The sequence below is a fragment of the Fulvivirga aurantia genome, assembly GCF_009711475.1.
Lineage (GTDB): Bacteria > Bacteroidota > Bacteroidia > Cytophagales > Cyclobacteriaceae > Fulvivirga > Fulvivirga aurantia.
Genome location: NZ_SMMD01000941.1, coordinates 1 through 25,078 on the forward strand (window position 1 = coordinate 1; position 25,078 = coordinate 25,078).

Below are 25,078 nucleotides of genomic sequence, written 5' to 3' on the forward strand. Positions count from 1 at the left end.
TTGGTCGAAATAAGTTAATGGAAAGATCCAGAGCCTCAGGTAAAATGACCGTCTTGTTTAATGATAATCATATCCCAGTCCCCCCTGGAGAAAACAAAGCCTATACAGAACAGCAACTTGAAAATATGGAAAACTGCCTGATCAGTTTGGGACACCCTTGCTCAGAAATACTTAAACTCTTCTATTATGAACGAAAAAACATGGAAGAAATTTCAATAAACCTTGGATACAAAAATGCAGATACGGTGAAAAATCAAAAATATAAGTGTTTGCAGCGATTAAGGAAACTAATGAAAGAACGAAGAATAACTACTGCATGAAGGATGGCCAAGACGATATAACCCTAATCGAATCATATTTGCTTGGAAGAATAAATAAAGATTCAGAAAGACAATTACTTGAACGCCTGAAAACTGATGCTGAATTTAAGAAACTGTTTGATGAATTAAAGCAACTCATCGAGGGCGTACAACAAGTTAGTTCGAATGACACTTTGAAAACAATTCAAGGCTTTGAAAATAAAATTCTTGATAAAAAGAGTTATCATGTCAGCTGGTATTTAAAAATAGCTGCTTCAGTTCTATTTCTAGCTGTAAGTTTGTATTTGATCTTCCATTATACCGAAAATTACAATAATAGTCTATTTGAAAAATATCATACAACTTATCCTAATCAAATCAGCCCTCTAACCAGGAGTAAGGATCAACCGGATCAATTCAAGGAAAAGGCCTATTATGCTTATGACTTAGGCAACTATGAAGATGCAATTGATTTATTAGGTCAGATATCCATAGAAGAGGATGATGGAGCCAGTTTATTTTATATTGGGCTTAGCTACCTGGAATTAAAGCAGCCCGATAAAGCTATAAGATCATTTCAAACATACCTCTCTTCATTTGATATTTTTAACGAGGAAGCAAGATTCTATTTATCCTTAGCCTATTTATTAAATGGGTCATCTCAACTGGCAGAAGACCAACTTTTATTAACTGATACGATTAAATACAGTAAGCTCCTAAAGGAAATCCGATTAAAAAATCAATAATTTTTAAGAAAGCAGGGTTACATACCTAATATGTTTTCATTAAGTGTAAATAATCAAAGTTACACCATGAAAACTACCTTATTCCTCATTCTTTTTTCTATCTGCTTTGTACCTAATCTTTCCGCCCAAAGTGGGTGGTCCGAGAACAGATATTATACTCAAAGGGGTGCAGCCGATATTACCTGCGGTAATAGCTATTCCGTCTTTCAGGGTTATGACCACAATGGAAACCCTGTTTACTATTACTATAAAAACTGTCGCAAAAGACGCTGGTACTCCTGGTATGGTTCTCAATCAGGTTATTATTGGTCGTGCATAGGTGGTAATTGCTATTGGCAAAGAAGGTATGACACACGTACATGGTGGTATTTTGATTGGTACACTTATACTCAAAGAGTTTATTAACAATTAAATTTTAAAAGTCATGAAAGCACGCAATCTATTCATAATTATTTTCACAGTTGTTCTTAGCGCATGCTGTCCGATATTTAACGACTGTCCAGAAGGCTGTACTGACCCAAGAGCCGATAATTTCGACCCTGATGCAGAGAATGATGACGGCACATGCCGTTATACAGCATCAACGGTCTACGGTTGTATGGACATTAATGCAACAAACTATAACCCAAATGCTACTCAAGATAATGGTTCATGCCAATACCCTGGTGTACCTGGATGTACAAGCCCCGGGGCTATAAATTATGACCCGAACGCAAGCGAAAGTGACGGTTCTTGTGTATTCCATTCTCAGCTTACATTTTATACAAGTACACCGAATTATGGGTTAATCGATGTTTATGTCAATCAAGTTTATCAGGGTACTTTAAACGGATTCTACCCAAATGGACCTAATGCGTGCTATCAGCCCTATACAGTCACTATAGAAGGTACTACAGATGATCCTGATGTAGTATGGACAGCACTAAGTGCAAGTGGCGTTACCAATGGAGGAACCGCTAGATTCTACAACGGTTGCTATGATGTAAGAGTATTTTAGTAATTAATACCCAACCTTGGGTATTTTTCATAACTAATAATGGTGAGATTTTGCCAATAAGTCGTTTAAGAGACTAATTTCTTCGTATACACATACATTCTAATCTAAGTTTTTCTCCCTTTCCTCGAATAACCGGGCCAATGCACATTTCAGAGTCTAAACAATCTCCTTTACATCGCGGAACAATTCTTCCATTAGATAATTTTACTTTGGTTAATTGACAAAGGCCTTGTCCAATAGGCTCCTCGGGTAGGTCTTCAACTTTATCCCAAAGCCCTCCTACTGAGTTAGATTCTATTACTTTAACTGGTTCTTTAATTGATCCATCATCACATAGAGCCAAACATGTCATCAAGGTCAAAGCGCATCCTGCTATACGTATTGGGTCGTTGCCATGGTCTGCCATACACAATTTAAATTGCTCAACACACCAATCACTCCAGGATTCACCAAAGACTTCTTCCCAAACATCATTGATGCTATTAAGACCTACTCCTAATTCGCTCAGGCCGGCAATTGCCATAGTATTAAAGCCATTGCTTGTAATTTCCGCTTTTCGAACTTTCGTGGTAGCCATTAATATAGCATTTGTATGTTTTTCATTAATATCAGCAGAGGACACTCGTTCATCTATATAATTTAATAGAGGACCTAAATCCGGTTTGGTTAAATTGATGAATGAATTTGGTTCTTTATCTAGCAAGCTTCTGAGATCACTTCCCAAGTCGTCTCTTTCAGATATTTCTTTAGGAGAGGTACAACTATACAAGAATAAAAGGGCAATAATTAAGAGTTGGTATGTTTTGAAATTTCTCATCATTCCAGGTGTTAGCTGGCCTGAGGATAGAGTTTCATATAGGTCATTAGAAGTGGTCGGTCTACTTTACTGTGGATAATTTGTAAACTCTTACCTCTCTTTATCCAGAGACCATGTGGTAAAACTTTATATTAAAATTAACCCCTTGAATAAAGAAGTTCAATACCCAACCTTGGGTATTTTTCGTGCGTGAGAAATGATGAGTGAGTGCCTTCGCACGCCCGGTATTTGTAACTGTAAGAAATTAGATCTTTCTGTTAAGTACTTGATCTTTTTATCCACAATGAAGATTAAATCATTGTATTAGAGTATCATGATGAAGATAATTCTATTTGTCTCATCTGATTAGCAAGAAAATTTGTTATAATTAACAGTAACTGTCATAAACATTTCCTGCAAAGAATTTTCCGAATTTTGCCTGAGCCTTCAGGCCTTCTGCTTTTGTATTGGTATTCAGTGCGGTCATGGTCGTGAGCTGCTTTTTAAAATCCATGACCTTGATCTTTAGTTTACCCTTACCAATGAGTTTCTCAGCCTCATAAACATCTATAAACAGGGTGGTTGTATCCTGCCAGACATCGAAACCTTTGTCATCAAATATTTCCTTGTAGCCTTCAAACCTATATGCTTTTTCTTCCTCACTTATTAGATCAGCTTTATAAAGCATTTTCTTACAGCCCTCGCGATTAGCATCATCCACAAACAGATTAAAAATACCGTTGAAAGCCATCAGCGGCTTGGATGATAAGGCAGGGGCAGTCATGGTACCAATCATGGCCGCCTCGTGCTGTTTATCAATAATAAAATCCTCAATGTCATCCACTTGTATCGTTAAAGTAAATTCAAAAGGTGAATCAGATTCTTTACCGAGCGAATATCCTTTATCATAATCATCGGTCTCGCCCATAAGGAAATATCCGGTCATGGTTTCAGTAAACTGAACCCCCGGCTTCAGGTCGAGGTCATCAAATTGGTCATCAGGAATCTGAGGGAACTCATAGCTAACTTCGCGATGGTTATCTTCAATCATCAGGGCAATGTTTCGCTCAGATATTCCGCTGATGGTCAGTAATGGGTTAGTGCCTACTGACCGTGAGAATACTGCACCATCCATCACATAAAGGCTTTTGTAAACTTTAGAACCTTCCGTGCCATTATAAACCTGCCCCTTATGGTTAACCACACCCTGTTTAGCAGTATCACCCATGACACATCCCCCGAGTGGGTGTACAGTCATCAGGTCGAAATTCATCAGTTTGCTCCAAGTAGGATTTCTTACGTAGCGACCCCCAAGGGCACGGCTGACTTCATGAAGTTGCTCGCTGATCTTCTCAAATATCTTCTGGCGCCCCACATCTTTCCATTCAATCACTGCTTCATCACTTTTTCCAAGGTGCATACTACCCATACCATCATCATTGGCCATAACGAGATACACCTGGGTGTGCTTAACGGAGCCCCAGTAGGGACCTCGAAAGAAGCTTGTGACCTCTCTCCATTTTTCTCTGATAAAGTCTTTGAAACCTCTGTCAGTATCTCTGCCTGTAAGTCTTGAAAATGCGAAAAGGGCGGGTGTCATCAGGTCTTTAATAGGACTGGGAATAGAGCCTTCCTCAATGGTCATCCCATCTTCAAGGGAAGATTCTTTACGCGTGTCTATAACACTGGTGATACATGGGCCGATCTCATCGATCTCAGCTCCAGAAAAAGAGTTAGGTCTGCCGATTCCGTTGATTGGCATATCATTGTTATAGCCGAATGCGAGAAAGTCCCCGTTACCGCTAAAGCGTTTCCCAAGCATCTCTGATACCTCCAGGCCATACTTTTTGGACCTCATGAGTATTTCTGTACTACCCAATGCCCCTGCACTCAGAATTACATTGTCAGCGGTTATGCTCATAAGCGGTGCATCGAATTTATCTCTGTCTGTGCTATATGCAGTGAAAAAGATCTTCCAGTGACCATTTACTTTTTCCACGTGGTGAACACCTGTTTCCACAAATATCTCAGCACCATGATTGAATGAATCAGGCAGGTAGGTCATGTGAGTTGTGTTTTTAGCCCCGAGGTTACAACCGGTCACGCAATCCCCGCAGCTTTTACACCGTGGCTGGTAAACACCTACATTGTTTTTGCCTGATGAGAAATTGACATTGATATCCAGCATTCGGAATTCGCGTTTCAATGCTTTGGCAGAGATTCTCATGGCTCGTGTTTTGGCCAATTCGGGATACCCGTCCCTGCCCTCAGGGTATGGGTTGGGCCGCAGCATTTTTCTTGCCCGTTCTATCCCCTCATTTATGGCACCGATATCATTCCTAAGCTCTTCAGGCCATATCTTATCTTCAAAAACTCTGGGGTCTGCCTCAATCGATACGTTGGCATTTACAAGGCTGGTACCTCCGAGTCCACAGCCTTTGAACACGGAAATATCGTCTCCCAGCACAAAATCATACAGTCCGTTCTGCTTACCGATCTGCAGGCTTTTTTTATTGAACTGCATCTCCTTTTTCGCTTCCTTGATATTATTTGGAAAGGTGCCCGGAGTAAATTCTTTACCCTTTTCAAGCAGACAAACGCCCATACCTGCCCTGGAAAGACGCGAGGCCGCAATGCTGCCGCCATACCCTGAGCCTACAACTACCACTTCGTAGTGCGGCTTCATTTCGGTCAATGGTTTGGATAATCTTCTCATTGCTTTATGGTTAAATATTCTCTTATGAATCGATTTTAAATGGATCTTCAATAAAAATGGGTTTGGGAGGCGAGCCTTTCGGTTTAAAGTCATGTGTCCAACTGCTGACTTTTTTCAAACCAATCGGATATATAGTTGCACCTTCATTGGTAATGTGTATACGCAAAAAGTTCTTGTAGCCCTTCCAGCGAAAAGATGAGAAAGCTTCCGTTGGATGGTTGTGAATGACAAGGGTGCTGACCAGTAAATACAGCCCGAAAATAAAAGCACTGACCAATCCACCAAGAACGGCAAATGTGAATACGCCCCAGATGAGATCAAGGCCTATATCCATCACAAAACCAATGATGAAATAAATCATGATGTATGAGATTACTAACTGTAATAATCCATGCATAAACCCGATGATCCAGCTCCATTTTACGGTGAAGGTGTCACTGAACATTGTCAGGCCAATTAACAGTACAAAATGGAGGAATACGACTGCCGGGTTATATTTCAGGTTATTGTAAATATGATCCAGTATAGCCGAAAAAGTTTCCAGCTCACCCAGTCTTTCAAGAAATGAGCCGGGTGCCTGATCGAATATCTGCAGGTTCCATATGGTAAACAGGTGCAGTACCGCAAAGAGACATAGCATGTGTGGACTGTAAGCTGGAAAGGCCAGATTCCACCAGCCAAGGCCCAAGGATTGTTTTCGAGTTGGGTAGATCCCATTTTTAGTCAGTTCACGAGTACAATTGTCTCCGGCCTCAACGTTAGCTTTGAGAAAATGTGTAGGGTGTGTGAAGGCACCTCCTCCCCCAGCCGTGATCAGGTGACTTTTTACTATACCCCCTATTTTCTCTTCATAGTGTGAATAGTGGTGCATATCTCCGGTAAGTATGGCTACCACCTGAACATCATCCTCTTCCCTACCATAATAGTTTTTCGTGGCTCCGAGTATGATATTATCAATAAAAAATCTCATGCGATCGTCCGAGGTATTCTTCATTGACCAGGACTTATATACCCACGAAGGCTCGGCAGTACAAAGTATGACCTTATCGCCTTTCTGCATTTGTTCGCGAGAGATTTTTCTGAAGTAATCAAGTTGTGGCTCATCGATATCAGCATGAAGCTGGATGTCAATCCCAAACACCCAATAGTTATGGGGTAACTTGAGAGCGAAATAGCTTCTTTTTTGCTCGGTGAGCCAATTTCCAATACTTCTTCCCTGGCAAAAAACTTTCATAAAATTAGTCAACCCGTCATACCAATCATGGTTTCCCGGTATGACGAACAGGCTGGTTTCTATATTTTGTTCCCAAGGAAATGCGTTGGCATAAGGTCCTTTGAGACGATTTTCATACTCACGCCTCTCCGGTGTGGGGTAAACTTCATCTCCCCCCATGATCAGTATGCGGCCACGCTGTGTAGTAGTATTATCGATGGTTAGTGTGTCCTGCGCCAGAAGATGAGCCATGGTGTAGGTAGCATCGAACCCATCACCCAGATCGGATATGTAATCTATCCATATCTCCTCTTTGTCATTATCTATCACGAATGGTTTTTCACCACGGGCATAGGCTGCCTGAAACTCCCTTTTGTCAGCAAAATTCCCAAACACACCTGAGATCATGGTTTTTATACCTGTAGAGGCAAGTTGTTTGAGGTCATACCAGTTGACCATGGGTTTTCTTGTGAATTTCATGTTTTATTGAGTTTTGAGAGTATTTGATACTTTTTGAATATGGAACCATGACTTCCATCGCGCATAAGCAGGTTTAGACGCAATGCATGTTTGAGTCTGCTTCGAATGGACTGATGAAGTACCGCTGATGAAATGACTCCATTGTGATCTGTGACATGCAGGTGTGCGGTTTTAAACCCAAGGCCGATGATTGTATCTGCAGCACCAGCCAACGGTACTTCGAGTTGCAATTCATAGGCAGTTTTCTGATAATTAAAAGTGGCTGTAGTTTTCCAGATGGGTGGTCTGTTCGCGTCTCTTGTAACAGTGGTATGGGCATTATAAAGAGAATGATCTACTCCCGATTTGTCAAATTCAAGACTGGCGTAAATATGAAGTTCATCTTTCTCCGATATGTATTGATAATAACAGTGTACATCCACTTCAGTCGAGGTTCCCATAAAATTCATGTAGCCTGAAAAGCTACACCGGAGATTAAGGTTGTCTCCGGGATATTTCATTTTGGTAGCTTTTTCGTCAAGTTGCACACCTGATTCTGATTTTTCAGAGATGTATTTTTTGGCATTGGCGTAGCCCATATTGATCAATGACCGGGCGTCTATCTTATCGAAGAAAAAATCGGGGTCCAGTGGCAATGGGTATTCCGGTTTGATCACATGGAGTTTGACATCAGTAGCACGTATTTGAGCAAATTCTTCCAATATTGCCCCGCCTGCACTCATTTCGATCATATGTACATACTGATTGAATGCTCCCGGCAGGTATTGTGAAGTATTCCCGATAGCCCACACGAGCCATAGCTCTTTGGAACCACGCTTTACTGCTTCCACCAGATTGGCATCTTTGATCCATACCGCATCTGTATACCATGCATCACCAATCTCAAAGGCGGGCATGAACATAGGCAAGGACACCCCAGCCAGCAGATGCTCTTTTAGAACAACATCGTGTGGTATGGCTTCTATGGTTTTATCAGAGAAGTTACAGACATTGAATGTGTAGGTGATTCCGTTGTTATTACCATTAATAGTCAAAAGGTCGATTTTCATGTGCGGAAATACCTTATCGGCAATACCATCAGCATCTGCAAGACCTCTCATTTTGAGAGGCTTGAGGTATTCTTTGGCTTTTAGCAATGAGCTAAACCACTTGAGTTTCAATGTTTTCCACCTATGAACCATTTGTGACGGTGTAGCACCGGATGCCAGCATGGCGGTGTTGAAAATCCCTCCGGAAGTACCATCTACATGGTGAAATTCCAGTCCCTCTTCTTCCAAGGCCATCACTACTCCTGCCTGATATGCCACACGCATGCCTCCCCCGGCCAGCACCAGGGACCGCTTAGGATTAAGGCTGTTATATGGCTGAGCTGTCATGCGCTGTTAAGTGAGGTTTTGATCTGTCGGTTGGTGTAAGCGAAGATTACGATTACACCCAGCAATTCATAAATCAGAAAAAACATAAATAATGTACTCGGCATCCCGTCAATAGCGATGGCCACTATTCTGGCTAGTGCGCCAGAGAGCATGATCCAGAGATAGAGGTAGTTAAACTTCTTTTCAGTAAAGATCTCACGATAGAACATCAATGAAAATATTCCATAACCAAGTTCTAAAGCACGTAAAAAGCGATATTGGCTTATTAGGTTAATTTGAGAATAGCTGGTAAGTGTATCAGTGTCCAGTTTAAACAGCATCCTGAAATCAAACTCCGGATTAACAAAGGCTCCCCAAAACCCGGCTAATACGACCAGGCCTATGTAGGTAAAGAAGAAAAAGTTGGCCAGGAACTTCATGTCGCTTTTTTATAGTAGTAAAGAAATAGAGCCCCTGAAAAAAGATCGAAAAGTGCGACTCCCATAGCCAAGACTGAAAATATTCCAGTGAATACACCAAGACTCACTGCTGCAAATGCCCCCAGTTTTTGAAAAGCCGCCCATAATATAGCAGGCTTTTGTGGTGTGACACTGTATACGGCATGTATTAAAAGGCCTCCAAAAAGAAACATGAACATACCCACAATTCGGAAAAAGTGTACTGCTGTGGGATTGATCTCTGCGGATATCACATTCATAACAATGGTCGGTGCCACCGCCTGAAACAGCCCTGACGCTATAGTAGCCAGCGAAATTGAGACCACGATGATATTTAACCACTTTTTCATATCAAACGGGTTTTAAGATTTTGATTAACATAGTAAGTGATCATGGTAAGCCACTGAAGTGTCCAAATGCTTACGCGTATTGTATTGAGGTTCATCCACTTCCGGAGTACGTCACGCAATTCGGCAGCGTCTGTAATACCATCGGTCATTCGTTGATTGTATTCGAAAATATATTGGGTGGTGAGTAAAGTGGCCACTATGACCAGTACCAGCACTATGATCGGGTACCATTTGTGTCTATTCTTCCAATCTGAAATGATCCAGATGATACAACAAACCATCATGATCATGGTCATATAGGTGAAAAAATTGGTTGCTGCCTGTACCTGTGGCACAAACTGCATGTAATAATTATCCACTGTGAGCTCGGGGGCTATAGGAAATGAAAATAATATCAATGACCAGCCCGTACCAAAGTACATGCTTACACACGCCATCAACAATGCCCGGTTAAGTGTCATAATTTTGCTCATACGATCTGGTATTTTTCGTAATCATTGATCGATGGGTCTTCCAGCCAATCCTCACTCAGCCCGAGATCATATACACTTTCATATCCTTCAGGCATTTCTTTGGGAGGTTCTTCATATGTCAGGAACCAGCATTTGAAATGATCGTCCAATATACCTGAGGCACTTGGTAAAAACATAGTAAAGAACGGATCGGGAGTTATGTCAAGGCCATGCAGCATGGATACATTAGGGTGATCACCTATAAAAAGTCTTCCTTTAGCCTTTCCAAACAGGTTGAAGGTGGCTTTACTGTTAAAATAGATGTAAGAGGCCATGAGCATATTGCGGTATTTGCAATAGTTCGTAGTGCCTACCTTCACCTTCATGGATGGTGATTTTGGCTTGTCTATCTCTATTCTGAAAACAAATTTGCCATCTTTTTCATACTGGCTGCTGACCACGTCACCGTTATCCTTAAAATCAAGATTGGCCTTATGTTTGGGCATTCCCCATATACCTTTCCCACCTTTAACGGAAACTTCAGAGCTTACAGGCAGGTCAAGTATATACTGACCGGTGCCATATTTCTTCATCATGGCGACATTAAAAATCCGTGGAGCTGGTTTACTGCCATGGGTACAGCCGATAGCTATACTGTATTCTATATACTTACCGATGCTGGTATTCACATAGTTTATCACAGTGATGAGTAAAACCGCTTTGCCATTTGGCAGTTTTAGTGCGTGAAGCTCGTTACCCGGAAGTAGTGCATTAGCCTTTTTCCAGTCACAGGAAAAGCCTGCCATTAAAGCCGGTGAGTCTTTGGCATATATGGGCATTTGGTAGGGTATGCTGTCTACCAGCGCATATCGGTCTTTATACTTTTTAATTCTTTTTGGTGGCATATCAGGATTTGTTTAATTCATCGAACATTATTGGGAAGACGTCTTCGTGTGCATTCTTACCGAAGAATATATCCAGATGACTGTAGTTCTCGATAATATGTAGGCTATGCCTTCCAGGCTGGCTTTTCTCAAGATAGTCAAAGGTGCGTTGCTGGCTTTTCGCCAGGAAGCATTTGTTTTCAGCTCCTGCGAACAGCGCTATCCGGGCGGGCTGATTGTAGGGTTTATTGACATAAGATATTTCATTTTCATCATTGGATACCAGATGTCCTGCTTTTAGACATTTCTTCATATGCAGAAAGAATGTTAGGGGCACCTCTGCGAATTCATCCTGAATCCAGTTTAGCGTTTCTTCATTAAGGTTATCCAATTCCCAAAGTGCTGGCCATCCAGCACCATATGTGAAGCTTACGAATTTTCCCACCATAGTGTCGGGCTCTCTATGGAACAAAAACACTATCAGCTTTAGCAGTTTGGATTTAAAATCCGGAGCATGTCTGCCCCATTGAGGATTGAGATAAGTGAAAAAATTCTTAACGATGGGCACATAGGCTTTCATCTTAAAAACTGAGTAATCCGGCACAACCGGGTGAAGCGACACGGCATTACTGACTATGACTTTGACTTGTTGCAGTAAGCCAAGCATGACCGAAACCATAAAGCTGGTACTGCCCTGACAATGAATGATAGCTTTAATTTCATCGTAGCCACTCAACTCGACTATCTTCTGAACAGCTACCGGATAGTCCTGAGCAGCTTTATCCAAATCCCATTCATTTGGCTCAAGGTCGATACTCGCCCGCCAGTTAAGGAGCCATACATCATAGCCCTGAACGAGGGCATAGATGATTATATTCTGACTGGTAGGTGGATTAAAAATGTTGAACCTGACACCTGCCCCGTGCACCAGTAGCAATGGTCCTTTCCATGGATTTCTTTTGCTTGTAGCGTGTATCAACTCAAGAGGTTGATCGTCCGGGGCTTGAAGTTCAATATGATTAAATTTATAATTCAAATTGTGTTTATTATGTACCAATTGTTTACTCAGAAGTAGCTACAACGGGCAAATAAGGTTAGATGTAAATCGAAATTAGAATAGTGTAATAATTACAGAAATATAACTTTCATGCAATACCCAACCTTGGGTATTTTTCATAAACAACAGGTGGGTCAGTGACTGAAAATCATCCACATTTGCCACTCTCCTACCCGCAAGGTCAATGCCTTACATGGGGTACAGTCGCTCCTCGTAGCTAGTAGTGTTAATAGGTTCAGGTAAAAATGAGTGACGAAACGAAAAGAGAAAGATCAACGGCTCATATAATTTCAGCCATAGGCTGACAAGAATGCCTGCCAAGAACAAAGTTAGTTTAATCCCGAATCAAGTTTGGGAGAGGCTATAAAGCAGTCCATTATAACCTATAGCAAGATATCAGTTTTCTGGTCGGTCGTGTAAGGTCAGAATAAAAGGAGTTAAATTGTTTCAGAGAGTAGCGTATAAGTGAATGAATTACCCCAATAGCTTGCCGAAGACTTACACAATTTTATGAAGTCTTCGAATTGATCTGACTTTGAGAAAACCTGACATCCGGCTGACCACTTATTGACATGAACTGAGGTTCCGGAGGCGGTAGCCCGATGTATATTGATACCAAAGAAACCTGTTTGCTCTCGCATTCCTGATAAGTCTATCATTCCATCGAGGTCATTGTCACGGTATACGGTGACAGGTTTCGCTTGTACCAGGGCACTGTATTTGTTCCTGTGTTTGCCAATACGATAGGCTCCTCTATATTGGCCTTCTTTGAGCACCGCTGTTCCTGCAGGATTTAATGGATCTTGAAGGTATGGCAAACCTGGGTCTGTGGTTATCTGGTATTCCCGGAGGCTCCATATGCTGTGGTATTTCCAAAATACAAATAATTTATCGTCAAATTGATTAACGGTACCCCTATCCTTACGCATACCTACCAAATTGAGGTTATAGGGTTTACTATCATCGGTAAAGACCGTATATTCTTGAAGCCTCATTCTGGACACGAGTTGCCTGACCTGATTAGGAATTTGTTCGTTTTCATTGACCAGCTTAATAGCCACAGGCTCCACCACGTTCTTTTCGAGAGGCAACGTTTTGTCTTGTATCCTTACATCTCCGGGTTCCAGGTGATTAATACCGGAAACAACTTTCATAACGGTCTCTCCTGGTTTGACTAAAATTACATTTGGATTGAATATATAATGTTTGGCACAGTTATAATCTATGCCTCGGTATGCTTTTGCTTTTTTCACCTCATTTTTCTCAAGGCTGAGTCTGACCGTATCCATATCTATACATGGGCATTCTTTCCACGCGTAACCGGGATATTCACTATGACCTAGTACGTGGGTGTTTACAATGGAAAATTCAGCCATCAGTCTTTTAAGTACGTACTGTAGAGCTTCATACTGGGCAGTCTCAAGTTTTTGGGAACGGAAATCACCAACCATACATACCCCAATAGAATAGCGGTTACCTTTACCAACATGATATGTTTTTAGATCTAAATCGTTGCACCAAATAATGGTACCATTCTTTTCGATCACATAATGATAGCCAATGCCAGGCCAGCCGTTGTTCTTTACGTGATAATTAGCAAAAGCCTTTGCAGAGCCAGAAGTGGTCAAACTATGATGCACGGCAAGATGTGTAATTACTTCCAATGGCCTCCGGGTATAGCGCTTTGTGGGGTGTTGGGCTAGGTTCACCCTAAAATCCTTTGCCTTGGTTACAGGGTTCATCTTACATTAAGTTTGCCGTTTCCATATCTGCAGGTTTGTATGAAGCTTTTATAGTTCCATCATCCAGACGCCTTATCTTTAAATCTATTTTCTCCGCCCTTTCATCAACATGGCTGCAAAACTCGAATACCTGCCCGCCTGCAAGTGTAAGTAAATCACCTTTCAAAACTTTAAAGAAAAGACACATACGTGCGATCAAAGTCTTGGAATTAACCGGCCGTACAAAAAACTCAAACCTAACTTCATTAATAGTGAGGTATCGGCCCTTGCTTAACCCCTTCATAATGTCTTTGGGAATATGGTCTCCAGAAGGCCTATTCCGATTCATCCATGCCCATGCTTCTATTTGGGCTTCATGCATGGCCATGTCAGCTTGTATAACTTCCTTTATCAAGCTTTTGGTAAAGCCACGCATTATGAATTTTTAGTTGGGACAGGTATATTTTCTACCATGGCATTAATAATTTTTTCAAGACCAGCAGGAAGCTGGGACTCGCTAACATGAATCTTCACATCTAATGTCCCTCCTCTGTTTACGGTATTTTCTCTATTAGAGCTATGCTCAATTGAGCCTGTTAAGCTGGCAGATAAGAACTTTGAAAGTAGTCCCTTGGTACCTATCTCGGCACTTGCACGGCTTTTGGTGCCACTAGTCTCTGTTATAACTTGCGAAATATTGTATTTAAAACTTACGCTTAACGAATCAAAATTCAGGCTGGGAACCTTGGCTATCGCCAACAAAGGAACGTTTACTTCTCGTTCTTCCGATGATTCTTTTCCCTCTTTATCTGTGGTGCGCAGATTCATCTTAAAGGTCTGATTTTGACCACTTAAACCTTTTATGAAATGCAGCGTGGTTTCAGCTGCAGCCATATGCGCTTCAATAGTCGTCAATAGCGGTGTGGCAATTACAAAATCCAAGGGAATTTTAGCAAATTCTGATGGGGATGCGATGGTAGGTACGTCTTTTTCAGCCATTTTATCTGTATTTTTTGTGTTTACTTTATCTCTGTTTTTACCTTTTGCCATGTTTCGAATAAATTAAGGTGCTACGGTTCCATCCTCTCTATCAATGGCATCCATATTGTTTGTCAAATGGGTGAGTAATTTTTCCAAGCCATAAGGCATCTCAGTATTACCCACTTTTACATTGATCTTGATAGATCTTTCTGAAGATTCTTCTTTTCTGGTAGCAAAACTTCCCCGGATGGATTTCGGCTCATTTATCAAAAACCAGGGCCTTTTACCTTCTTCGTCAGGGCTTTTGTTGTAAGCAGCCCCCATTTGCTTGTAATCATGGTTTTGACTTTGCACTTCAAATTCATAAGAAAAATCTCCTTCTGTAATAGCCAAAGGCTTAATGGGCAATAGTGCCAGATTTGGAATATTAATTACAAATTGATTACCTGTATCGTCAACATATTCTACCATCTGCTGAAAAAGGTCACCATGTTTACAGCTCAATTCCCTTAACTCATTGGTTTCTTTTCTTGAAAGACCTTGATCTTTCTTTTTATCAAACAACTCCCTCATCCTCTTTTTTCCTTCTCTTCTGGCTTTTTCATTCTTTTCTATTTTATCATCATCCAATTCGTCCAACTCCACATCATACTTGTGCCGAAAGCCCATTTGCAGAATAAAATTCAGAAAGGCACGTGCGGCATGTATTTGCGCTTCAAATATGGAATTGACAGGAGCAAGTAAGGCTGAGGACAGCGTAATAGGTTCAAAGGACTTATCTGCATTACTATCTTTATCGTGACCAGCATCTTTATTCGACATTAATAAGGTGTTTTAATTTTTGAAAATTTAGAGCTTGTGTAATTCAATATCAATACCCAACCTTGGGTATTTTTCACTCTAAAATTGATGATGTGGTACAAGGAAAGGTTCCAAAGCTATGGTTTCAAAAATTTCACTATCTTGTTTGTTTCTAAACCATAACCCAACCCCATGTTATCCAAAAAAAATTGCTTACTATTTACCCTGGCTATAGGAATTTTCAGTGCCTATGGCCAAACCAATACCAGTCAGGAAATAAACTATAAAGCCCGGCAGGCGGGTTTTCACCCCTACACTACCGAATATGACAATGGCTATGTCACCTTACTGGACGGCACGCAATTAGAAGGTAAGATCTCGCTTGTTGGCAACGCTTACGATAATGTATACGGCATCCGGATAAAAACCAACTCAGGAGAAAAATACAGTTTCATCCCCAGAAGTCTTTCAGCTTATGGGCTTTCTAACTCAATAGTAAACGATACACCAGGCGCATTCTACTGGGTTGAGGTCGATCGGGGCATCAGTAAGTTTATGACCGGTACCAGTGGTGGCAATAAGGCCGTTAGTGAAGGTAGAAATGGTTATACCGATTTTGGCTATGTAACCTTAAAAAATGGTAAGACATATGAAGGTCGTATTGACATCAAAGAGGTAAAACAAAAGATCAGGAAATTTGATGTAAAAACGGCTGATAAAGAAAAGTACTCGTTCGATGCAGAGGAAGTATCCAACTTTGGGGTCAAGCAATACAAAGACCCTAAATTTATTGGCCCTTTAGGTATACTGGAAACGGGCTACAAATCTCAGAGCTTACCCGGGTTTGTAGAAACCACTAGTGGGCAAAAGCAAACTGGCTATATACAGGTATCCCGTAAAGGAGAATTTACCTCTCAGGTACAATTGAGAGCGTCAGAAAAAGGCAAGGCCACAAGGTATAAATATGAAGACATCAAAACGTATGGTATCGATGTAACAAAGAAACATTGGAAGGAGGCCCTGGAGCGTGGCAATGTGGCTTATGATTTAATACACCCTGAGTTGAAATTTTTCCCGGGCACGTTGACCTTGTCTGATGGTACGAAAAAAGAAGGCTTGGTGGCTAAAACCGCGCTTTCTACCCTATCAGACGTCTATTTTTTAGAAAATGAGGATGCACCGCTGCAATACTATGCATCAGATGAATTGGAGTTTTACCAACAAAACCTACCGCCTGCTACCATGGAGGCGTATGAGAAACAAGTATATGAGGCCACACATGTAAACGGCCACTTGATCGATCAAACCACAAGATGGCGATATAAGACACAAAATGAGGGCTCTTCCAGAACAGAGTACATGTGGGGATATTTAAGGTTGGCAGACGGCAGTGCGCAAGTGGGTGATGTCTCTGTTAAATCTGTCGGAGCTTTGACAACCTACTTTCTCAGAAAAAAAAATGGAGAAGAAATCAAGTATAAAGGCAAAGAAGTGGTAGACTATGGCCTACTCACGAGCGAGGCTTATACGCCTTTTCCGAACAGTGTTTTTGCTTCTCAACGACCAGGTTGGCTTTGGCTGACAGATGGCGATGCCTACCTCTATGGAGACCTTGAAATCACCGTTAGGGCCAATGACGATGGCGCCTTAAACCGGTATTTTAAGTTAACAAGCGATGGACAGTCGCAGGAGTATGTAGAAACTAAGGTAAGCGTCTATGGTGTGAGCGATGCCACTATTGATGAGCTAACCAATGGCGGCACCATTGCATATGAAGAACCACGTAGAAATTTTCGTAAAGCCACCATCACCAATGCGAAGGGTGACGCATATAGCGGCTGGTTAGCTTATGCTGATAACCGTTTCAACGCACTGTATTTTACTTCAGACCCATCTAAACCCGTTACTATTCAATACGGTGACCAGTTAACCAACATCAGCTTTAATGAAGAAGAAGTGATGGAAGTATATGACCCACTAGATGATAATTTCCTGGCATCAGCCAGCTTAAATGAGTCTGTACAAAACAACGGCTATGTGATCACCTCATCGGGAGAAAAAATTGAGGGACAAATTGCTTTATCATTTCCGCCTGAGCTACCCTTTGCTACCGATGTCACCCTCACCAAGTCAGACGGTAGCGTGGTGGAGTACACCAATGACGGCTCTTTGAGTAAGATTGTAGTTACGGTAAATGGTCAGGAGAAAGAGTTTATCAATTATGAGAATGACTATGCGGAGGTACTACACCGGTATGAAAACCTCGTCCATTTTAGAAACCCACATCCTACTACCAACAAGATCATCGGTGAAGCTGCCAACCAAATGGCTGCTGAGGCATTGGAGGGCGTGGAAACGTCCATTAATAATTCGTTTGGCGGTAATGGAGGTAGCTTTCAATTCAATGGCGCAAATGGCCAGGATATAGACTGGGACAACGCAGAAATTGTGACCCTATATGCGAAAGAGTACATTATCTTAGATGAAACAACCAAGAAAGTTTCCATTTACATACCTAATAGAACCTACCTCCAGATAGAGGGTGATTTAATGGGTAGCATTGAATATTTACAGATGGAAAAGGAGCAACAAAAGGGACTTAAGAAAATGCAAAACCCGATGGTGACGATGAAATTCCTTCATAGTAAGGTTTACAACCAGTAAGCTTTTTTTTCATGAGATCATTGTTTGCAGTCTTTTGTTTCTGCCTGTCAGGCATTGCCTATGGCCAGCTCGATGGTACCTTGAAGCTGGCCATCAGCCTGGGCGATGGTGTGCAGATCGCCTTTGACAGCGTAGATCGAAAGCACAACTTCAACACAGAAGTTGAGGCTAAATTACATAATGGTGATTTTCGATTTTCAAAAGGGCAATACCATCCGGCTGTCCGGTACTACCACGAGGTGCTCGAGTATTATATTCCTAATGATAAAAAAGGATTTTACCTGGTTGATGTTGCCAGAAAATCAGCACGCATCGATGATCGCTTTAGTACTTCTGAAAAACTATTAAGGCAGATTATAAAGCTAAAGTTAAGCGAAGAAAAGTGGCTTATCGTAACGTCAGCACTCAACAACCTTGGCATTTACCACCACATGATTGGCGATTTACGTGTCGCGGAAAAGCTATATACAAATGCCATGCTTATTCGTGGGCGTGAGTTTGGCAAAACCAGTGAATATTACGTAGCTACCCTGCATAATCTGGCTGTTTTAAGGAAAGATCAGGGCAGGTATCTGGCGGCAGAAGATATGCTAAATTATGTAACCAAATACTATCAAAAAGTGCGTGGGGCCAATAGCTTTCAACTGGCTATTGTACAAAATAACCAGGCCATGTTGTTTGCCAACCTGGGTCGGCAACAAGAGGCTACTGCACTGTTGATTGAGCTTTCGAAAAATATAGATCAGTTCCCTGTCCACTCGCTGGACGGAGCCAGAATACTGATCAACGCGGCCTTGGTACATGCAGAAAATGGAAGTTATAACTTGAGCACTCAACTTTTACAACAAGCGCGACAGGTCTATGAAAACCTGAAATACACCAAACACCCTGATTATGATTACCTGAAAATGATGCAAGCCAACATGGGGTTGGCCAACGCCAGCACTTCCATGACCGAAGAGCAGTTTGATGATTTTCTCAAGAGCTTTAAAAAAGATGGAAAAGAAGGCCTGGCTTATTGGAATGCACTTGCCCTAAAAGGTGAATTTCTCATGGACCAGGGTAAATACCTTGAAGCAGAAACGCTACTCCAGCAAGTGGCCTCAGGACGTTTGGCTACACTCGGCAAACTCAATAAAGACTATCTGAAAAGTCAAAATCTGGTGGCCATTTGTCAATGGAAACTGGGTAAGCATGACGTAGCTTACCAGACTTTCAGGTCGGTAACAAAAAGCTACTTAAAACTCATAGATAAGTATTTTTATGGCTTTAGTGATATTGAGAAAGCGAAATTCTGGACCCATTTAAAAGTGGAACTCGATGCGTTTTATTCGTTTGCCACCGAATACTACACCCTATCTCCTGCCGTGCTCAATGATGTGTATAACTTACGGCTTAAAACGAAGGGTCTCCTAATGGCCAATAGCAATGCCCTAAGGCATAAAATTGAGGAAGATGGCAGTGCCGAAACCAAAGAGTTGTTTGCTTATTGGACGGCCCTTAGGCAATCATTATCCGGGTATTATGAAGCAGACGATGAAACATTAGAGACGTTGGGTGTTGATATTTTAAGTATTGAAAAGGAGGTAAATGAGATCGAGAAAGAACTCTATCGAGCGCTTGATTTAAAGGGTGTTTCCTCAACAACGACATGGTCAAATGTGTCTGCTATGCTTGAACCTCAGTCGGCAGCCGTGGAGATCATACGGGTAAGCAATACCTACTCAGCTTCTGAAGCAGCCTATATCGCATTGGTGCTCAAATCCGGTAAAATAGAACTGGTACAATTGGGCAGTGCCGATGCCATGGAGACCAAAATGTTGCGGTACTATCGTAACGGGGTAAAAAATAAGGTAGAGGAATCACTCTCTTATGACACCTACTGGGCTGCATTACAAGAGGCCTTAGGTCAGGTAGATCAACTATACCTGAGTCTTGATGGCGTTTATAATTTAATAAGCATTAATACATTACAAAAGAACAACCAGCATCTTATAAATGAACTACAAATAGAGATTGTCACTAACACGGCTACTTTAGCAGACACCCGAAGTGAAACGAGCAATGAGCAGGTTGTACTCTTTGGTAATCCGGATTTTGGCAACCCCAAGGTGGCGCCTCTTCCGGGCACATCGGTCGAGCTGCAAGTTGTTGGAGGCTTGTTTGACGCTGAAGATGTGCTATTAATAACCAAAGATGCGGCAACAGAAAATTCGCTCAAGGAAATTCAAAAACCTCGACTCCTACATATCGCCACCCATGGTTTTTTTGATAAGGATGAAGCTTCTGGTGATAGCAATACACGGTCATTAAGAAGAGCTAACCCCCTGGTTAGATCTGGTTTACTTACAGCCAACAGTCAGAAAACCGATGGTGTATTTACCGCTTATGATGCCATGAATATGAACCTATACCAAACCGACCTGGTGGTGCTTAGTGCTTGCGAAACCGGTCTTGGTGATGTGGTAAATGGCGAAGGTGTTTATGGTCTATCTAGAGCATTTACCATCGCTGGTGCACGCCATTTGATCATGAGTTTATGGAAGGTAGATGACCAGGCCACACAAGAGCTAATGACTACCTTTTATAGAAAGTACCTACAGTCAGGAGATATCACGAGCGCCTTTCGGGAAGCGCAACTCGCCTTACGACAAAAATACCCTGACCCCTACTACTGGGGCGCTTTCGTACTTACGAGGAGTTGAGGAGCGGTGTGCCTTTTAAAATTATTATTTAGCCAGAATTTGCGACCCAGGTAGTGCCCATGACTTTGATATAATTCCAGTCCAGTACAGATCTACTTCTCAAATATTATCTCAATAGATTTCCACGCAAAGGCACCCGCAGTGACATTTATTAATTGAGAAACCAAAAAAAAAGATGACCTCGGAAAGCTGATTTAAAAAAAAGAAAAAAGATTAGTGTAACAATCAGTCGGTTCAGTCGTCTGCCTACAAAATAATTATATGAACAAAGAACGTAAAACTGCTGTAGTCATAGGTTCATTATTCTTATTATCTACCACAACCTTCTTGATTGGGGATGAAATAATTGCAGAAATTGTGTACACTTCGGACTATCTTAAAGAAAGTTATCCTAACTCAAATAAAATTGGTTTAGGAGCAATACTTCAGCTAGTGAATGATATTTCGGTGGTGAGTATTGGTATTATGTTTTTCCCAATTTTAGCAAAATATAGTCACAAGGTGGCTCTTGCATACTTGGGCTCAAGAATCACTGAAGGAGTGTTACTTCTTATAAGTGCAGTTAGCCTTTTATCTATAATTCCTCTGAGTGAGGAATATGTCAAAGCTGCTGGGGTTGATGAACCATATTTTGAGACTTTTGGAGTACTCTTGAAAATGGCTAGATATAGTGCATTTCAATTAGCAATGATTTCACTTAGCATTGGAAGCTTATTTTTGTGTTATTTGCTATACAAGTATAAACTCATTCCAAGAATAATAACGATTGTAGGTATTACTGGCTATGGATTGTTACTATTCAAAATGGTCTCTGAAATTTTAGGATGTAATTTGGGTGGAGAAACATTATATATTCCAGGGGCACTGTACGAAATTATTATGCCATTATGGCTCTTTTTTAAAGGCTTTAATGTACCTGCAAATGTGACCTGCCAACCCAAATCAGAATCTCCTTTGTAGTCAATCCACTTTTGGCTTATGGAACATTATAAAACCTTAGTTAGGATTTATTATAATCTTCTACCATTCTGGTGAGCGCCTCCAAGGCGTCCATTTGGAAGCTGGATTCGAAGACCGGACCTTTGGTAAATGCCGTTCTGAAGCCATATTCATCTTTGGCATAATTCATTAAAATCGCTCTGTTATCCCCTACAAGTTTCTTTATGTTAATTGTAGATAGGTTTACTGCTTTCTCCCCTTCTTTTCTGGCCAAAATTTCAAAGTTGTTTTTCTGCCATTCTGCGTATTCAGCATCACTTACCTTCGTACGGTCCGGTAAATAAGGGCTTATAAATCCCTGTGTGTGATGATATTTTTTAAAAACTGTAACCTTACCTTCGGCAGCAACCTCTAACAGCAGCTGTTTTGGCACTTTGTCTTGCTTTCTTTTAGCAAAGAGATTGACATACCTGGCCTGTTTGAATTTTTTACCGTTTTCGAGTGAAAAGCCCTGAAGATCTTTGGAGTCATACTTCGTAGCCCTATCATCCACATCTTCACCCTCAGAATAAGCCGCATAAGCTTCCTCATCGATGAAATAAACCCTTTTCTGAAAATCTTGTGGATTCATCATATCCATATATATGTAACCGTCAATTTCTTCTCCGCTTTCCAGGGTTATTGTGCCTTTTTCATAGGTCCCAACAGAGCTAGGTGTTCTCAATTGACCAATGACATTACTGAATGTGAAGCAAAAAAACAGCATTAGGGCAGGTAATAAGGTAGAATGTTTCATGATATCGTGGTTTTTGTCTTCATTCAATTTCATCATAAAAAGCATGAGAAGCAAACTTCTGATATTCAGGCTTAAACTCAACTAATAATAACTATTCCAGAATGCGCCAGTACTATACAATTCACATGTTCTTGGTTCTAAGATTTCGCTCGCACCTCTCTCGCAATACCTGGCTTTTGGAGGAGTCTAACCGTCCAGTTTTATTGATTTAATTAGATTTTAGTAATATCAATAGCCTTTATAAGTGATAATAGCTCAGTCGCTATAAGAGATAATTAGTTAAAGATTTTTCAACTTCATTTCATAGGCTTGCAGCTGGTCGTCATTATTAGCTTTGGCTAGTTTGATGGCCTCTCTGTAGTGGGCTTTGGCTTTTGATATCTCATTTTCAAGTGCATAGGCACTACCCAGACCAGCATGCATCACAGTCATAAATTCAGGGTCAGGATACTCATTAATTCCACGTGTGAAATATTCGATGGCGTGAGCAGCATCTTCATATTTTAAGTAGAATTGTCCAAGGCGGTTCTGCCAGTAGGCTGAAGCATATCGAGACGTAGAAAGTACGTCTTTAAACTCATTCATAAAAAGATCAAAAGACGTGAAGTCATCCTGCTTCCAGGCCAACCAAATCAGGCTGTTTTTAGTAGATGCATCTATTTCTGGATCAGTGCCAAAACGCTCACTTCGAGCCTTAAAGTAGTCCTCCAATGCTGGTAAACCACCTTCATCATGAAATTCTTTTGTCCCACTAAATACTTTAGATCCATAATTGTGGTAGTAAAACCTAAGTCCCTGATATAGTGAGGTATATGCAAGTGATTCATGTATTTCCTGATTAAACAACTCATAGGTCCATTCCAGGTTATTTATCGTCTGAGCAGATAGTTTTTCAGCCAATCCGTCTGAAGAGCTGACGGTATATATGTCTTTTTTTGAATTGGCTACATAGAGGTACAATGGTTCGCCATCATATGCCTGGAATGACTCCAGCATTTCATCGTTTACATAACCCCCATTAGAGGCTATAAAACCTAAAAATGATGGGGTTTTCTGGAATAAAAACTCACTGACCATAAATGACGGGTTCTCCCATCCGAAGACCACACGTTCATCGTTAGTTCTATAATTCTGATCTACAAAATGAGTAAGTTCTTCTTGCACGTACCTGCTTAATTCATTCCAGTAATCAAAATGCAGGCTATCGTGATAACTTCGGGATTTGTAGTCCACGCCCACTACAATCATTTCAGGTAGCAAATCATCGCCTCGTAGTGTCTCTTGTATGGCCACGCCATTTAAGAAAAACCATTGTCCATCGAGAATATACAAGACCGGGTACTTTTTATCGCCCTGGTGATAAGTTTTGGGTAGGTATACCTGTATATTTTCCTGACTCTGTAAATGCTTGGATGGCACTTTTATGCTATAGTTGATGTCTGGTTGCGCATGAAGTAATAAGGTGAAGCATAGCAATAGTGCTGTAACGAATAGTTTGGTCATTTGGGGGTTTGTCTAGTGGTAAAGATTTAAAGGAACTATACCTAATACGGCAATAGCGGATTGGGGTTTTTGAGGTTTAGATAATTATGAGAACCGTATCCTTTAACTGGTAATTGCAAACGCAACACGGCAATCCTTAGTTTAGCGATTGCTTCGCTCGTACCTCACTCGCAATAACCAGCGTCTTGGAGCAGTTAGCTTGGGGCTCGGTTTCTACCTGAGATTATGACTTATTATAATCTTCCACCATTTTGGAGAGTGCTTCTAGTGTGTCCGTTTGGAAGCTCGATTCGAAGACAGGCTCTTTTGTCAATAAAGATCTGAAACTATATACATCTTTAGCATAGTTCATTAAAACTGTTCGGTTATCACCAACAAGTTTTTTAATGTTTATGGTAGATAGACTTACAGGATTTTCTTCTCCTTTCTGGGCTAAAATTTCGAAGTTGTTCTCCTGCCATTCGGCATACTCAGCATCACTCACTTTCGTAGGGTCCGGCAAATAGGGACTTATAAAACCTTGCGTATGGTGATGTTTTTAAGCACAGTTACTTTTCCTTCTGCGGCAACCTCGAGCAATAGTGGTTTAGGAATTTTATCCTGCTTTCTTTTCGCAAAAAGATTTACATAACTCGCCCTTTTAAATTTTTTGCCATTTTCAAGCGAATAGCCTTGCAGGTCTTTGGAATCGTACTTTGTGGCCTTTTCATCTACTTCTTCCCCCTCAGTAAATGCCGCATAAGCTTCCTCATCAATTAGAAAAACTCTTTTCTGAAAATCTTGCGGATTCATCATATCCATATAAATGTAATCGTCAATTTCTTCTGCGCTTTCGAGTGTTATTGTTCCTTTTTCATAGGTACCTACCGAACTGGGCGTTCTTAATTGAGCTACCGCAGTGCTTACGGTGAAGCCTAGAAAAACCATTGCCGCCACTCCTACTGTTATTTTTTTCACTATTCCTTTCATACGCTTTCCATTCTACATTTAAGGTCATCATAAAAACCATGAGATGCAAACTTCTGATTATCAGGCTTTAATTTCATACAACCATGAACTGACTTTGATTAAAAACCATAATTGCATACAATTTATACTGTCAAGTACAAATAGCATATAAGTCAATGCTGATTTAATGTTTTTGTCGCTAGATATTCATAATTAA

24 protein-coding genes are annotated in these 25,078 nt (G+C 41.0%); 7 read left to right on the forward strand and 17 right to left on the reverse strand.

The genetic code is table 11. From position 1 onward, the window contains the following. The 4 genes from E1176_RS18990 to E1176_RS19005 form a co-directional block, all read left to right on the forward strand. Positions 1–320 (forward strand): RNA polymerase sigma factor (locus E1176_RS18990; RefSeq protein WP_425482597.1); only part of this gene is annotated, 320 nt, incomplete at its 5' end. Next, positions 266–1,045, forward strand: coding sequence for a tetratricopeptide repeat protein (locus E1176_RS18995; protein ID WP_155212629.1), 780 nt, complete (start codon positions 266–268; stop codon positions 1,043–1,045). The genes E1176_RS18990 and E1176_RS18995, both read left to right, overlap by 55 nt. A 130-nt stretch (positions 1,046–1,175) precedes the next feature. Further along, complete coding sequence (locus E1176_RS20805) at positions 1,176–1,364, forward strand: hypothetical protein (protein WP_185152884.1); 189 nt, start codon at positions 1,176–1,178, stop codon at positions 1,362–1,364. 105 nt (positions 1,365–1,469) lie between these two features. Beyond that, entirely contained in the window at positions 1,470–2,042 is a 573-nt protein-coding gene (locus tag E1176_RS19005) for a hypothetical protein (protein ID WP_155212631.1), read from the forward strand. 73 nt (positions 2,043–2,115) lie between these two features. On the opposite strand, the gene E1176_RS19010 is transcribed toward E1176_RS19005, so the two are convergent. From E1176_RS19010 to E1176_RS19070, 13 genes are all read right to left on the reverse strand, one after another. Beyond that, the gene (locus tag E1176_RS19010; RefSeq protein ID WP_155212632.1) at positions 2,116–2,619 is read right to left on the reverse strand and encodes a hypothetical protein; all 504 of its coding nucleotides are present in this window, start codon (positions 2,617–2,619) and stop codon (positions 2,116–2,118) included. A gap of 607 nt (positions 2,620–3,226) precedes the next feature. After that, a complete protein-coding gene (locus E1176_RS19015; protein WP_155212633.1) occupies positions 3,227–5,554 on the reverse strand; it encodes a GMC family oxidoreductase N-terminal domain-containing protein in 2,328 nt (775 codons plus the stop codon). A gap of 22 nt (positions 5,555–5,576) precedes the next feature. Further along, entirely contained in the window at positions 5,577–7,247 is a 1,671-nt protein-coding gene (locus E1176_RS19020) for a metallophosphoesterase (RefSeq protein WP_155212634.1), read from the reverse strand. Beyond that, positions 7,244–8,623: a patatin-like phospholipase family protein gene (locus tag E1176_RS19025; protein WP_155212635.1), complete on the reverse strand. Its 1,380-nt coding sequence runs from the start codon at positions 8,621–8,623 to the stop codon at positions 7,244–7,246. The genes E1176_RS19020 and E1176_RS19025 overlap by 4 nt, the downstream gene beginning before the upstream one ends. After that, complete coding sequence (locus tag E1176_RS19030) at positions 8,620–9,042, reverse strand: DUF4345 family protein (protein ID WP_155212636.1); 423 nt, start codon at positions 9,040–9,042, stop codon at positions 8,620–8,622. The genes E1176_RS19025 and E1176_RS19030 overlap by 4 nt, the downstream gene beginning before the upstream one ends. Next, positions 9,039–9,410, reverse strand: a complete 372-nt coding sequence (locus tag E1176_RS19035) for a patatin (protein WP_155212637.1) — start codon at positions 9,408–9,410, stop codon at positions 9,039–9,041. The genes E1176_RS19030 and E1176_RS19035 overlap by 4 nt, the downstream gene beginning before the upstream one ends. Next, positions 9,407–9,883: a hypothetical protein gene (locus tag E1176_RS19040; protein ID WP_155212638.1), complete on the reverse strand. Its 477-nt coding sequence runs from the start codon at positions 9,881–9,883 to the stop codon at positions 9,407–9,409. The genes E1176_RS19035 and E1176_RS19040 overlap by 4 nt, the downstream gene beginning before the upstream one ends. Further along, entirely contained in the window at positions 9,880–10,767 is an 888-nt protein-coding gene (locus E1176_RS19045; RefSeq protein WP_155212639.1) for an acetoacetate decarboxylase family protein, read from the reverse strand. The genes E1176_RS19040 and E1176_RS19045 overlap by 4 nt, the downstream gene beginning before the upstream one ends. A 1-nt stretch (position 10,768) precedes the next feature. After that, positions 10,769–11,782 carry an alpha/beta hydrolase family protein gene (locus E1176_RS19050; RefSeq protein WP_155212640.1) on the reverse strand — a complete coding sequence of 338 codons (1,014 nt, stop codon included), beginning with the start codon at positions 11,780–11,782 and terminating at the stop codon, positions 10,769–10,771. A 458-nt stretch (positions 11,783–12,240) separates the two neighbouring features. After that, positions 12,241–13,467, reverse strand: a complete 1,227-nt coding sequence (locus tag E1176_RS19055) for a peptidoglycan recognition protein family protein (RefSeq protein WP_222933183.1) — start codon at positions 13,465–13,467, stop codon at positions 12,241–12,243. A 79-nt stretch (positions 13,468–13,546) separates the two neighbouring features. Beyond that, entirely contained in the window at positions 13,547–13,939 is a 393-nt protein-coding gene (locus E1176_RS19060) for a hypothetical protein (RefSeq protein ID WP_155212642.1), read from the reverse strand. A gap of 20 nt (positions 13,940–13,959) precedes the next feature. Beyond that, the gene (locus E1176_RS19065) at positions 13,960–14,574 is read right to left on the reverse strand and encodes a DUF2589 domain-containing protein (protein ID WP_155212643.1); all 615 of its coding nucleotides are present in this window, start codon (positions 14,572–14,574) and stop codon (positions 13,960–13,962) included. A 12-nt stretch (positions 14,575–14,586) separates the two neighbouring features. Further along, positions 14,587–15,327, reverse strand: coding sequence for a DUF2589 domain-containing protein (locus E1176_RS19070; RefSeq protein WP_155212644.1), 741 nt, complete (start codon positions 15,325–15,327; stop codon positions 14,587–14,589). A 171-nt stretch (positions 15,328–15,498) separates the two neighbouring features. Between E1176_RS19070 and E1176_RS19075 the strand changes: the two genes are divergently transcribed. The 3 genes from E1176_RS19075 (at position 15,499) to E1176_RS19085 (ending at position 21,635) form a co-directional block, all read left to right on the forward strand. Then, positions 15,499–17,970 carry a hypothetical protein gene (locus E1176_RS19075; RefSeq protein ID WP_155212645.1) on the forward strand — a complete coding sequence of 824 codons (2,472 nt, stop codon included), beginning with the start codon at positions 15,499–15,501 and terminating at the stop codon, positions 17,968–17,970. A gap of 11 nt (positions 17,971–17,981) precedes the next feature. Next, the gene (locus E1176_RS19080; protein ID WP_155212646.1) at positions 17,982–20,675 is read left to right on the forward strand and encodes a CHAT domain-containing tetratricopeptide repeat protein; all 2,694 of its coding nucleotides are present in this window, start codon (positions 17,982–17,984) and stop codon (positions 20,673–20,675) included. Between the two features lie 261 nt (positions 20,676–20,936). Then, entirely contained in the window at positions 20,937–21,635 is a 699-nt protein-coding gene (locus tag E1176_RS19085) for a DUF4386 domain-containing protein (RefSeq protein WP_155212647.1), read from the forward strand. A 40-nt stretch (positions 21,636–21,675) separates the two neighbouring features. On the opposite strand, the gene E1176_RS19090 is transcribed toward E1176_RS19085, so the two are convergent. From E1176_RS19090 to E1176_RS19105, 4 genes are all read right to left on the reverse strand, one after another. After that, positions 21,676–22,410 carry a hypothetical protein gene (locus tag E1176_RS19090; RefSeq protein ID WP_155212648.1) on the reverse strand — a complete coding sequence of 245 codons (735 nt, stop codon included), beginning with the start codon at positions 22,408–22,410 and terminating at the stop codon, positions 21,676–21,678. 279 nt (positions 22,411–22,689) lie between these two features. Next, positions 22,690–23,913, reverse strand: coding sequence for an alpha/beta hydrolase-fold protein (locus E1176_RS19095; protein WP_155212649.1), 1,224 nt, complete (start codon positions 23,911–23,913; stop codon positions 22,690–22,692). A gap of 223 nt (positions 23,914–24,136) precedes the next feature. Further along, a complete protein-coding gene (locus E1176_RS19100) occupies positions 24,137–24,415 on the reverse strand; it encodes a hypothetical protein (protein ID WP_155212650.1) in 279 nt (92 codons plus the stop codon). 8 nt (positions 24,416–24,423) lie between these two features. Then, positions 24,424–24,870 (reverse strand): hypothetical protein, encoded by a 447-nt coding sequence (locus E1176_RS19105; protein WP_185152886.1) that lies wholly within the window; start codon positions 24,868–24,870, stop codon positions 24,424–24,426. Positions 24,871–25,078: the final 208 nt, after the last annotated feature.